The sequence below is a fragment of the uncultured Tateyamaria sp. genome (assembly GCF_947497045.1).
Lineage (GTDB): Bacteria > Pseudomonadota > Alphaproteobacteria > Rhodobacterales > Rhodobacteraceae > Tateyamaria.
This window is the reverse complement of the sequence record NZ_CANMEU010000014.1, coordinates 36,742-49,089: the sequence shown is the minus strand read 5'-3', so window position 1 is coordinate 49,089 and position 12,348 is coordinate 36,742. Positions and strand designations below refer to the sequence as shown.

Below are 12,348 nucleotides of genomic sequence, written 5' to 3'. Positions count from 1 at the left end.
GCTTCCCTTTCTCTGGCTCTTTTATAAGGGTGGCCCTGGGCAGTGCTCCAAAATTGCTCGTGTCTCTCGGCAAAAAAAACTATCGCATCGGAGAGAGCCTCCAGGTGACATATCACTGGGCACATGGGCTCCGATTGCTGTTGACTTCCCAGTAGACTTCCATAGACTTCCATCTAAGTGGCAAAGGGGGTCTCATGAGTGGTAATTTCTACAATTTTGCAGCAATACGCGGCGTCCAGGCTGGAACCGAATATTATGTGATCATGGTGCCACTTAAGATGGTGCCAAAGATTTTCGAATTCGACAGCCAGGAACTGCCGGCAGACCTGCGCGCTCAACGCGTTTTGTCAAATGTGCGCGTTCCCCAGATCGCTTCCTATCTCTCGGAAAACTTCGAAGAATATACCCTTTCGTCGCTCTGCGCATCTGTGGACGGTGATCTAGAGTTTTCTCCTGCCAACGACAGCCTACAGTTCCGCAATGTCGGCGAGCTCAGGCTTTCAATGACCGCAAGTATCATCTTGAATGACGGACAACATCGTCGCGCGGCAATTGAAGAAGCTCTAAAAACGCGGCCTAAGCTGGAAAACGAAACGATTTCAGTTGTGCTCTTTGTGGATGAAGGCTTGGGGCGCTGCCAGCAAATGTTCGCAGACCTAAACAAAAATGCAGTGCGCCCATCTGGGTCGCTGAATGTTCTTTATGACCGCAGGAACCCACTAGCACGTTTAAGCACGCGAGTACTGGAAGAAATCCCGTTCTTTCAGGAATTCATTGAGTTGGAAAAAACGTCGCTCTCAAACCGAGCCAAAAAGCTCTTCACCTTGTCCAGCCTGAATCAAGCCAACAAATGGCTGGCTGGACAAGAGGCGGACCGGTTTGGTGAAGACACCGAAAGCACTGTGATCGCCTATTGGAGTCAAGTCTCAGAAGCGATCCCAGACTGGCAGAAATTGATGCGAGGTGCGACAACATCGGGTGATTTGCGCAAAGAAACGGTCCATGCCCATGGAGTCATGCTCCAAGCCTTTGGCTCTTTGGGTGCACGCCTGATCGCGGCAAAGCCAGATGGGTGGACGGAAAGTCTGACAGGCCTTGCAGAGATCAATTGGAGCAAGCGCAATGCGCAACTGTGGCGCCCTCGCGTAATGGGAGCGCGTGGCATGGATGGCAGTGTAAAATCCGTGCATCTGGCGACAAACGTCCTTATTGGGGCCGTTGGCCTGCTATTAACCGAAAAAGAACAGGCGAATGAAGACGACTACCTCGCGTCATTGGCTGAGGAGAAAGCCGTCGCATGACAGCAAACATAGATACAAACTTGGCAAAAAAATCAGGAATCGATCTCGCCGCTCTGCAAAATCACATCCGTGCCGTTTACACAGCTGACAACCGGCCATGGGTGATCGGATACAGTGGCGGAAAAGATTCAACTTGCGCCCTGCAGCTGATATGGAGTGCCGTAAGTTCGCTTCCAGAGGATGAACGGCGCAAAGAAATCTTTGTCTTGAGCTCAGACACGCTTGTCGAGACGCCGGTGATCGTAAACTACATCGATGACACCTTAGCCGCGATTAACGTAGCAGCGGCAGATCAGAATATGCCAATCACCGCGCAAAAGGTGGTTCCAGAGATTTCTGACAGTTTTTGGGTCAATCTGATTGGACGTGGATACCCTGCACCTTCGAAACGCTTCCGATGGTGCACGGAACGGCTGAAAATTGATCCAGCTAATGCTTTTATTAAAAACCGTGTTGCTGAGCACGGCGAGGTCGTCATGGTTTTGGGTGTGAGGTCCGCTGAAAGTGCAACCCGTGCTCAGGTGATGGCGCTACACAAAATTGATGGAACGGCTTTGTCGCGTCATTCGACTTTACCGGGGGCTTTTGTGTTCACGCCAATCGAGGCGTTCAATGTGGATGATGTGTGGGCTTTCCTGCTGCAAAACCCTTCGCCGTGGGGCTCTGACAACCGCGACCTACTCGCCATGTACCGGAATGCTCAAGCCGGCGAGTGCCCGCTTGTGGTCGACAAGCAAACCGAAAGCTGTGGGAATTCTCGCTTCGGCTGTTGGGTCTGTACCGTCGTGACCAAAGACAAAGCGATGGAAGCGATGATCGACAATGGCGAAGAGTGGCTCGAACCACTTCTCGATTTGCGTGACGAGCTGGCTGAAACACAAAATCCTGACAGAAAAAGGGAATTTCGAGATTTCAAGCGGCGGAACGGATCCGTGACGTTCGTTGGCGACTCCGAGACATCCATTCCTGGTCCTTACCTCTTTGCCTATAGGAAGGAACTGCTTCGCAAGCTCCTTGAAGCCCAAGAACAGGTGAACGCCAAGGCTCCACCGGGAGAGAAGACGGTTCTCATTCAAGTCGAAGAACTTCGCGAAATTCGTCGCATCTGGCGCAGCGAGCAAGGTGACTGGGGCGATGCTGTTTCTGAAGCTGTGGAAACGGTAACAGGCAAAGAGCTTCCCGCCGAAGCCGCTGATGGTTTTGAGTTTCAAGCCGATGACGCGAAAGTCCTAGCAGATGTTTGCGCCAAGCATGATTTGCCACCACGTCTCATGGCCCAGCTTCTAGAGGCTGAACGATCTGTACGTGGTCTCAAGCGCCGTACCCTCATTCACAGAAAAATCGCTTCTATTCTTGAGCAGGAATGGCGTGACGAAACAACCGTCCTGAAAGAGCGCAAAGAGCGGTTAGAACAAAACAAATCGACCTCATCCAACCCGCTATTTGAGACTGAAGCATGATCCTCCAATCCCTACGTCTAGAAAATTTTGGACTCTATGGCGGTGAGCACTGCTTTGAGCTGGCTCCAGATGCGGACGGCAAGAAGCCCGTGGTATTGGTGGTTGGACATAATGGAGCGGGGAAGACAACTTTCCTGGAAGCTGTGCGATTGGCGCTCTACGGCAAACGTGCCCTTGGTGCGCGTGTTGGACAAGTCGAATATGAGCGACATCTGCTCAAAAGGATCAACAATTTTGCCACGAAACGCAGTGCCTCTGTTGAACTGGCCTTCAAGAGCCAACACCTCGGGAATGAGGATATGTACATCGTGCGACGTTCTTGGGCCGCACGCGGTGCGAGCGTAGCCGAAAGCCTCGAATTTGAGCGCAATGGCGCGCCGGTCGACGATATCCCAAGCGAGGATTGGAACCACTATTTCGAGGACATCATCCCGGCTGGAGTGTCGCAGCTTTTCTTCTTTGACGGAGAAAAGATTCAAGACATCGCGGACGATCAAGAAAACACCGGGCTGACCGATGCCATCAAATCCTTGCTCGGGATCGACATTCTGGATCAGCTTCGGGGTGACCTTTCACTCTACAAGTCACGCAGCATGGACCGGGAAGGTGACAGTGACCTTGAGAATCTCGGGCGCGATTTGGAGGTCGCCAAGTCTGATCTGGTCTTGGCGGAAGAAGAGATCGGCTCTCTATCTGCAAAACGCACTCAGCTCGCACGTCGAAGCGAAGCATCACAGAAGGTCTTTGAGCAAGAAGGCGGCAGCATTGCGTTAAGCCGCGACACGCTGTCAGAGGAACTTAAGCGCGTCGAAAATGACCTAACTAAGCAAACAAACGCGCTCAAATCGCTTGTGAACGGTATTGCACCTTTCGCCCTAGCCCCAAAACTGTTGGCAAAGTTCTCATCGGATATGGAGAAGGCTCGCGGGCAGCAGTCGGCTCCCGCAATCGAAGCATTTGTGTCCAGTTTTCAAGAAGCTGTAGGCAGAGATGACACCAACTGGACGAAGGCCCATTTTGCGCGGCTTCGTAATTTCTTCGATAGTCGCCAAAGCTCCGCACCAAAAATGGCCTTAAGCACGGAACCAGACTGGGTCATGGCGAAATTTGCTCAGATCGCTGATGAGCGGGTTAAGATGGCCACGATTGCTGCACAATTGGGAGAGCTACAGAAGCAACGAACGCACTTGAAGGATCAATTGAAGAACTTCCGGCCAGGCGCGGCATCAGGAGCTTTTGAGGACTTGAAAAAAGCTGAATTCGAGCTCGGCACTGTTGAAACTGAACTCAATCGCAAACACGCCGAGGCAACGCAGGCCCGTGCGCGGGTCGAACGCTTGGAACGAGAGTTGCGTAAGTCGCAAGATGCCGTCTTTGCGTTGGCCAAGGCAGAAGAAAAGCGAGATTTAGCGACGCGGGCACAGGCCGCACTAAATGACTACGAAGAGCGGATTGTTGCACTGCGCCTTGCATCCCTTTCTAAGCACTTTGTCGAAGCATTTAGCGGGCTCGTTACACGTAAATCTCTCGTGAGTGACGTCATTGTCGACCCCAACACGTTTCAGCTGACCCTTTTGGGCGCGGAAGCCAGAGAGATTACCACGTCGGAACTCTCTGCCGGAGAACGGCAACTTTTTGCAATCTCGATGCTTTGGGCACTTGGTCAAACGAGCGGAAGAGAACTGCCGATGATAATCGACACACCATTGTCACGGCTGGACCGACAACACCGGACAAACCTGATGGCAAATTATATGCCGCGCAGCTCTGCCCAAGTCATCATGCTGTGCACCGATACAGAGCTGACACCGGATCTATCGGATATCATAACGCCTTATGTGAGCAGGCGATTTGAGATCGGTGCAGTGGGCGGCGGGCAGCGCACGGAGATCACTGTGCTGGACCCAGAGCAAGGTGCTCAGGTTTTGGAGACGACGGATGCACGTTAACAAGTTTCGGATTTCATCGACGGCGACGGGCCAGGTCAGGATCATCTCACAAAGATCAGGCCTGACGCCAAATCTTGTGTGCCGCATGGCGATGCTATCATCCTTTGAAGCTGGGCCGATTTCTGGCGTGGCCGATGACACAAGCGAAGGCCAAGAATTCAATGCTTATACGCTGTTTGGGGACTTCCAACCTCTCTTCATTGACCTCTTGAGGTATGTTGAGTTTGGCCCGGAAGAGATCGATACCGACGACACTGATCTGCTGGAGCGCCTTCGGCTCCACATTGATCGTGGTGTCCGGCAACTCTCGGTCCGCCTGAAATCCCCGGCTGATGCGGCCGACCTGATCGCGGGAAGTGCCTAAAACTATGTCGACACCAATTTATCTCGATCACAATGCGTCAACACCAATTGATCCAGATGTCTTGGAGACAGTAATACGGGTCAGTAGGGACAGCTACGCTAACCCCTCTAGTGTAGAACACAGCGAAGGATCGGCAGCGGCTCGGATTGTCGAGACTGCGCGCGCACAAATCGCGGCCCATATCAAATGCAAGGAAACCGAACTTGTCTTCACATCGGGCTCTACCGAAGCAAACAACCTAGCGATCTTGGGCGCATTCCCAAGGCTGCAGGAAGCGGGACGGTCCCATTTGATAACCTCGAAAATCGAACATCCATCGGTTCTGGCGTGTTTCGATCATCTCGAAGGCCAAGGCGCGCGGGTAACGCGATTGGGTGTTGATGAAGGTGGGCAAATCTCGCTCGATGAGCTGGCAGAGGCCTTAACCGATGACACCGGTTTGGTCTCGATAATGACCGCCAACAATGAGACGGGTGTGCTGCAACCTATCCTGCAGGCGGGCAAGCTCGCTGAGGATGCAGGGGCTCTGTTTCATACAGACTTCTCACAGGCTTCAGCCCTAGTGCCACTTGATCTTAAGGACTCGCCAATTCATCTGGCAAGTTTCTCCGGGCACAAGGCCTATGGCCCCAAAGGGGTAGGGGTCCTTTACCGCTCGATCCGTAAGCCACGGGTGAGCTTGGCTCCTGTTGTGTTTGGTGGCGGGCAGGAAAAAGGCTTGAGGGCAGGGACCCTGAACACGCCGGGGATTGCGGGTCTGGGACATGCTTTTGAGCTCATTTCAAAGAACATTGAACACGACCGTGAACGCATTAGCACCCTTCGAAATCAACTGGAAACGGAACTCAAAGACACCCTAAAAGTGCAGATCAATGGGAATGCCGAGTCTCGTTTACCAAACACGATGTCAATTACAATTGATGGCGTTGTCCCGCAGGCACTGATGCAGAAGCTAAGGGACAATCTTTGCTTCTCAGCGTCGAGCGCTTGCGCAACGGAACATGTTGAAACTTCACATGTTCTAATCGCTATGTTCGGCGACACTCCAAGAGCACGCAATGCGTTTCGATTGGGTTTGGGGCGACGAACTCTCCAACGAGACATCTCACAAGTAGCTGATCTCGTTCGCCGGGCGGCAGTCGAGCTTTTACTCTTGCGAACAGCAAAGAGCAATGTGTCCAATCCCGATAGGGCTAAAATGTACTAGTTCCAGAACCAGCTCTCACCCCAGCCTGCAGCGGTCAATCCGTTCGGCAGTGGATCCGGCACCCCGCAAGAGGCAAGGGCCTGTGACACGATTGTATTGGAATTACGCATTTTTGCCACGCCAAGAATATAGTTTTCGCAGCTAGCGCCTAAAGATTTCATTACGGTCATCATACAATTTGCCATCTTGCAAACGTTAGACTGGGCTCCGGCACCAATCTCTACACGAGCCGAAGGTGAAGATACGTTCCCATCTGGCGAATGAACTCCTTCGGCAAGCAGCCCGTGTTTCCCGATATAAGCGACTACAGCTCCCCAAGGATGGTTCGTAGCAGCACAGCTTTGCGGATTTCCAGTCGGACCACCTTTTTCAGGACCGCCACGCAATTCTAGTTGAGAGCCATTTGGTCCAGTCACAACTACGTAAGCATGGTTCTCAATGTTAGCTAAGGGCTTAAACAAGAGCTCTGCCGTGCAGTTTCTGTCGCCTTCTGCATACAGTGGCGGTGCCAGAACTTTATTATTGTCTGTGATGGGGTCAGCAAAAATAGTTGTCGAATTCCATATAAGAAGTGTAGCAACGAGAAACAGAGATCTCATACTTAATTTCTCCTCGGTCAAGTACTTGATCGCAACGATCAGACTAATAGTAAGCGAAAGAGCAAATCCTGAACAGTGCCAATTCAGAGCAACTGAATCGTGTCGTATGGTCGTCAATGAATTAGTCCTTCCGTTTCAGTCAATCTTCTTTGGCGAAGTAAAAAGTGGTATCAAACCGTGACAGATCCAGGCATTCTAGGTATTGCAAGCAAGGTTCTAGATTTTTCTTCTCAAACACATAGCGTTTGGAAGGTTCAATCGGTAGATTGAAGGCATAGTGGTGATCTTTGTGTTGCTTTTCTAGTAGGTTATAAGGGGCCGTAAGCAGACGACATGCTTTCAAGACTGGGCAAGAAACTCAAAGCTCTCGTGAGGCGGGAAACAGTTAAGACTGTGCCAACGACTCCTGCTGCCGCAACGGGCGGGCAAAGTCGCGTAGCCGCACCTGACACTGAGAATGCCTCAAAAATCAGGCCGGCTAACCCTAGTGCAGCCCGCGCGGCACCAAGTCAGGATCCGCAACCGACTCCTTTGCTAGTCTTGGAGAACATGTCCAAAACGCATGAACAAACTGAAACCAATCATTCTGAAGATGCTGTCGAAGAAGAAAATACTGAAAGAGCCGAGGCGAAAGTTACCAACTTAGCGCCCGATGAACCGATAGAAGCCAGGACAAATTCTGACGACGATTTAACTGTCTTGCGGCTGGGTTCGGCCATCGATGAACCGCTTCTAGTCGTCCATTCCAAGAAACTGGACAAGTACACTTCTAGCAACCGGCCGCGCCAGTCAGGACGGCCCACTTCTCAAAATGTTCCAGAAGAAGAACAACTTCTAGACTTGGCAATACAGAGTTTCGCGTCAACGCGGCTGATCAATGTGTTGCGTAATGCCGAAGGAGAGCTGCCTGCAAATACTGTCGCTGCCTACATGCGGGCGCCTGACGCAGCGCGAGACGCATTCAGACAACTCGAGAACTCTGGCGGAAAGACCGCAATGGAACTCGATGACCTTGTCAGAAAGTTCGCGCGCAAAGCCGATCAGAACAGGCAAACTGCGGGTGACCGCATAGTCGATGTCGTGTGCGAAGCCGATTGTTCGGTTCGCCTTTTAAATGCAATCACAGCACACTCCCATGCTCTGCCAGTAAACACTGTGTGCGAATACATGAGAGCCCCGGAAAGCTCCCGGCAAGCATTCCTCAAACTGCCGAACCTCGGGCGCAAGTCGGCAGATGAACTCGATCAGATTTTGCGCAATTTCGTGCCAAGCGTAACTGATCCTGAAGGTGACCAAGAACTGATCTCAAACGAGGATGGCTACTTCCAACGAGCGATCACCGCCGCCGAAATGTTCCTTTCTGGAATGATGTATCCTGATGAACTGTTCGAATGGTCACCGCCGACTAGGCTCGCGAACCTCCTCAAACTTGATCAGTTAGAACATCGAAAGAGTCTTGTAGATTTCCTGAAGACATATGACGAAACCGCCTCACGCATCCGTTCGCTGCCGGGCTGCGGACGAAAGAGCATCGAACAACTCGACGAAATCTTGTCTAGGTTGATTGAAGCGCGACTTTCAATTTGTGGTGCAGGTAGCGAAATTGCAGCCGACCTTAGACGTTTGCTGCGAGGCGAATTTGTATCGCGCACATCGCTTGCAAGCATAGTTGAACTCGGGAACATCAAACCTGAAGACATCAAGGCTTCCGAGACGGCCTCAATCGAAGAGTTGACAGTAGCCGAAATCATCGCGGCATCCGTCTCTTCTCTCAATGGCAGGCAGCAAGACATCCTTCAGCGGCGGTATGGCATCAATAGTGATGTAACCGAGACGCTTGAACAAATTGCTTCAAGTTATGACGTGACCCGAGAGCGGATTCGTCAGATAGAAAAGAAAGCAAAGCAAAAGCTCGCGACACGGCGCACAAAAAAAATATTGATGGGCGCGCTTGAGCAGGAGGGGTCGTTGGAGAACCTCTTCAAGAACAGAAAGATCGTCTCTGAGGAACAGATAAGTGCTGTAAGCAAGCTACTAACTGCAGAGGAGCGTCTAGCGGTTGACTTGGCGTACGGCGACTTGAGATCATTCCTCGACACTGAAAGTGTTCGAACCGAAGCAGGTTGGGTGCAAGAACAAGATCTGCTCTTGATGAGCCACGAACCGGAAGACTTGTCTGGATCACTTCGACAGCGGATTGTATCTGCGATCCGTGACCAACACCTTCCAATCCGGTTGTCACAAATCGAGTCTATGTTACCTGACTATCCGCTTTCAGAGATTAAAGCCGAGTTGTCGGACCGCTTCGATGCAACCTTCGACGGCGATATTGTTGAACTGGCCGCGAGATTGCCAATGTCCATTCGATGTGTGCTGATCCTTCGAGAGGCTGGGCACGCCATGCACTGCGACGAAGTCAGAGCTCGGATGCATGAGGTTTTTGCCAAAGACGAAAGCATTCATCACATTGGAAGTACTCTAGCAAGACTGGAAGAAGTCCTCATCGTCGAGAGAGGAACATATGATCTCTACGAAAACCTGAGTCTTACGGTCAACGATATTGACGAGATTCGGGACCGCACACTTCGCCACCTAGAAAATATTGGTGGGTTTGTCAGCGCTAAAGTTCTGTTCTCCGGCCTATTTCAAGGGGAGACTGAACGCTTCGGAATCGCGTTTGGACCTTACATGCTCCTTGGAATTGTGCAGGACGACGAGCGTTTCGAAACGAAGCGGGGCTTAATGATCGGCCTCGCATCCGATGATAAAAAGTCTGAATTCCGCGGCCTTGGTGAAGATGTGCTAACCGTTCTAACAGAAGCGAAACGGTCGATGACGCTCGTTGAAATTGCCGAGGAGCTTGAAGGCCGGAGGGATGTTTTGACAACTTCGATATCAATTGGTCTCGATAACTCGCCTGAGGCGGTTTCGGTCGGTCGAGGCCGCTTTGACCTGACTGTGCGGGCCATCGGTCAAGAGGAACGCCAAGCTGACTTAATACTGGCTTGCTCAATCGCTTTGGCAAGCGGCCCAAAGACGGCATTTGCGCTTTCAGAAGTACTGGGCCCAATTTGGGGCGAGATTCAGACAAGACCGCTTCTTAGCTTCCTAAAGAACCGCCATATTTTCGAAGTTGACCAAAAGATCATCACAATAACTGAGCCGCCTGAAGTGGTTGCAAGATACGTTAGAATTCGAGATGAAATTTTAGAACATGGAAATGCAAGAGTGCCAGACTATGAGGCGGTGCGTGATGCTCTCAAATCACGGGGTGCATCTGACCTGACTCGGCTCGACCACTTGTTCGAACGAAATGAGGGCGAGCAGGGAGAGGGAGAAGAAATGCTTGGGATGATTCTCGGGGATTTTGGTATTGATTGATGTCCCTTGAGACCCTGAAACTCCCTTTTTACATCACAACGAGCGAGAATGATCCTGTAGAGGATTTCTTCGATCCTGTTCTTGAGCGTGCGCAACAGTATGACATAGCTGTCGGGTATTTTAGCAGCGCGTGGTTACGCGATGCAGCACATGGCATGGCAACCTTTGCAATCAACGGAGGTAAAGCCAGGTGGGTGATCTCACCCGAAATTTCTCTCGAGGACTTCAGGAGCCTTCAGGTTGATGGTCAGCTGTCGGATGAGCGTGTCCAAGACCTCATTTCTCAAACGTATGAAGATTTCTACGAGAGTCTTACACAACATACGCGTGAAGCGCTCGGGTGGCTTCTACGTGATGGCGTGCTGACTTTCAAAGTGGGCATTCCGAAGAATAGGCTTTCCGGAATCTTGCATGCCAAACAAGGTATCTTCACAGATGAGCTTGGAAACCGGGTCGGCTTTCAAGGGTCCTACAATTTGACCGGTGGAGCTGGCACCAATTGGGAAGCTTTCAGCGTTTTTTGCGATTGGAAATCAAGTGAAAGCTTAGAAAGGAACAACCACATCGCAGCTTCCTTTGATCGAATGTGGAGAGGGCTCGATCCGAACTTGGCGCTGTTTGACCCTTCTTCAGCCGATCTTGAGAGGTTCGTCAGCGATGCTCAAGATAGCTCAAGACACTACGAATTGTTTCCGCCTGAAAAGCCAAGCTCTCCTCGTGTGCCTGAACACTTCCTGACTGACGGTCGCCTACGTGGCTACCAAGAAGAGGGGATACGTAAATGGTTCAAGAATAATGGTCGCGGGATTCTCCACATGGCAACGGGAACCGGTAAGACAGTGACTGCTTTGACGGCAGTGACGAGGCTGAATGATTTTGTTGCCCAGAAGAACGGCCAGCTTTGCATCGTTGTTACGGTCCCTTATCAACACCTCGCAGAACAATGGGCCAGAGAAGCTAAAGAGTTCGGGTTTGAACCTGTCCTGTGCTACGGCGGCGTCAATCGCTGGATGGAAGAATGCCAAAGGCGCCTGAATGAACTGCGATCAAAGGCAACGCAGCACGTAATGCTCATCGCGGTTAATGCGTCTATGGCGGACAAGCCATTCCAGTCTGTCCTGGGCTCATTTAATGGCAACATCCTATTTGTTGGAGATGAAGCTCATAATTTGGGTGCGCCATCTAACCTAAAAGCGCTCCCAGAGAGCGCTGCATTTCGACTTGGATTAACGGCGACGCCTGATCGCTACGGCGATGAAGATGGGACTGACGGTCTCAAAAGGTATTTCGGCGAGATTGTCTTAGACTATGGCCTGGACAAGGCGATCAGCGGAGGGCATCTCTGCCGATATCTTTACTACCCGATCCTCGTGCACTTGGACGAAGATGAGCAAGACGAGTACGCGGAGCTCTCGACGAGGATTGGCAGGCTGTTCGGCCAAGCAGCCAAGCCTGATAGTGATAAGGGCGAACAGCTGAACCGGTTGTTGATCAAACGAGCTCGTTTGGTAGGCAAAGCGCGAAACAAGCTACCGGAGTTAATCAAGCTTCTGAAGCAGCAGCGAGATGTCTCACATACTTTGATCTATTGTGGCGATAGCAAGGAAAATGGTCAGCGTTACATCGATACTGCTCTTGCGAGGGTAGGGGGTGAACTAGGGTTGAGGGCTAGCCCGTTCACTTCAGAAGAAAACAATGACGAGAGGTCGAAGTTGCTGAAGCAGTTCGCGGCTGGAGACATACAAGCATTGCTCGCTATCCGATGCCTAGATGAAGGGGTCGATGTACCAATGACGCGGACAGCCTACATCTTGGCTTCATCTGCAAACCCGAAAGAGTTTGTCCAAAGACGAGGTAGGGTACTTCGGCGCTCTGAAGGAAAGAGCAGAGCATACATCTATGACTTTATCGTTGTGCCGGATCTAGAAAAATTGTCAGATCAGGCTCCATCCAACGTAGAGCGATCCCTGATGAAACGCGAGCTGGCGAGGTTCAACGAATTTGCTATGCTTGCAGAAAACTATGGTGAAGCACTCTCCGTGATTACTGAGATCAAGAAAAGCCTTAACCTCCTTGACCATTAACAG

8 protein-coding genes are annotated in these 12,348 nt (G+C 51.4%); 7 read left to right on the top strand and 1 reads right to left on the bottom strand.

Features of this window, described 5'->3' with window-relative positions:
* Window positions 1-194 precede the first annotated feature (194 nt).
* The 5 genes from dndB to Q0859_RS19380 are packed head-to-tail and all read left to right on the top strand — an operon-like array spanning window position 195 to window position 6,281.
* Window positions 195-1,301, top strand: coding sequence for a DNA sulfur modification protein DndB (dndB, locus tag Q0859_RS19400; protein WP_299154386.1), 1,107 nt, complete (start codon window positions 195-197; stop codon window positions 1,299-1,301).
* Window positions 1,298-2,761, top strand: coding sequence for a DNA phosphorothioation system sulfurtransferase DndC (dndC, locus tag Q0859_RS19395; protein WP_299154385.1), 1,464 nt, complete (start codon window positions 1,298-1,300; stop codon window positions 2,759-2,761). The genes dndB and dndC overlap by 4 nt, the downstream gene beginning before the upstream one ends.
* Entirely contained in the window at window positions 2,758-4,710 is a 1,953-nt protein-coding gene (gene dndD, locus Q0859_RS19390) for a DNA sulfur modification protein DndD (RefSeq protein WP_299154383.1), read from the top strand. Before dndC ends, dndD begins: the two co-directional genes overlap by 4 nt.
* Window positions 4,700-5,074: a DNA sulfur modification protein DndE gene (gene dndE / locus Q0859_RS19385; RefSeq protein WP_299154381.1), complete on the top strand. Its 375-nt coding sequence runs from the start codon at window positions 4,700-4,702 to the stop codon at window positions 5,072-5,074. Before dndD ends, dndE begins: the two co-directional genes overlap by 11 nt.
* A 4-nt stretch (window positions 5,075-5,078) precedes the next feature.
* On the top strand, window positions 5,079-6,281 hold the full coding sequence (locus Q0859_RS19380) for a cysteine desulfurase family protein (RefSeq protein ID WP_299154380.1): 1,203 nt from the start codon (window positions 5,079-5,081) through the stop codon (window positions 6,279-6,281).
* On the opposite strand, the gene Q0859_RS19375 is transcribed toward Q0859_RS19380, so the two are convergent.
* Window positions 6,278-6,997: a hypothetical protein gene (locus Q0859_RS19375; RefSeq protein ID WP_299154378.1), complete on the bottom strand. Its 720-nt coding sequence runs from the start codon at window positions 6,995-6,997 to the stop codon at window positions 6,278-6,280. The two genes, Q0859_RS19380 and Q0859_RS19375, sit on opposite strands and share 4 nt — an antisense overlap.
* A 216-nt stretch (window positions 6,998-7,213) precedes the next feature.
* On the opposite strand from Q0859_RS19375, the gene Q0859_RS19370 reads away from it, so the two are divergent.
* Both Q0859_RS19370 and Q0859_RS19365 read left to right on the top strand, forming a co-directional pair.
* A complete protein-coding gene (locus tag Q0859_RS19370; protein WP_299154376.1) occupies window positions 7,214-10,261 on the top strand; it encodes a sigma factor-like helix-turn-helix DNA-binding protein in 3,048 nt (1,015 codons plus the stop codon).
* Window positions 10,261-12,345 carry a DNA phosphorothioation system restriction enzyme gene (locus Q0859_RS19365; RefSeq protein WP_299154374.1) on the top strand — a complete coding sequence of 695 codons (2,085 nt, stop codon included), beginning with the start codon at window positions 10,261-10,263 and terminating at the stop codon, window positions 12,343-12,345. The genes Q0859_RS19370 and Q0859_RS19365 overlap by 1 nt, the downstream gene beginning before the upstream one ends.
* The last annotated feature ends 3 nt before the right edge of the window (window positions 12,346-12,348 follow it).

Bases quoted from the DNA above. Each gene is read 5' to 3' on its own strand.
- dndB (WP_299154386.1), top strand. From the start codon at position 195: ATGAGTGGTAATTTCTACAATTTTGCAGCAATACGCGGCGTCCAGGCT.
- dndC (WP_299154385.1), top strand. From the start codon at position 1,298: ATGACAGCAAACATAGATACAAACTTGGCAAAAAAATCAGGAATCGAT.
- dndD (WP_299154383.1), top strand. From the start codon at position 2,758: ATGATCCTCCAATCCCTACGTCTAGAAAATTTTGGACTCTATGGCGGT.
- dndE (WP_299154381.1), top strand. From the start codon at position 4,700: ATGCACGTTAACAAGTTTCGGATTTCATCGACGGCGACGGGCCAGGTC.
- Q0859_RS19380 (WP_299154380.1), top strand. From the start codon at position 5,079: ATGTCGACACCAATTTATCTCGATCACAATGCGTCAACACCAATTGAT.
- Q0859_RS19370 (WP_299154376.1), top strand. From the start codon at position 7,214: ATGCTTTCAAGACTGGGCAAGAAACTCAAAGCTCTCGTGAGGCGGGAA.
- Q0859_RS19365 (WP_299154374.1), top strand. From the start codon at position 10,261: ATGTCCCTTGAGACCCTGAAACTCCCTTTTTACATCACAACGAGCGAG.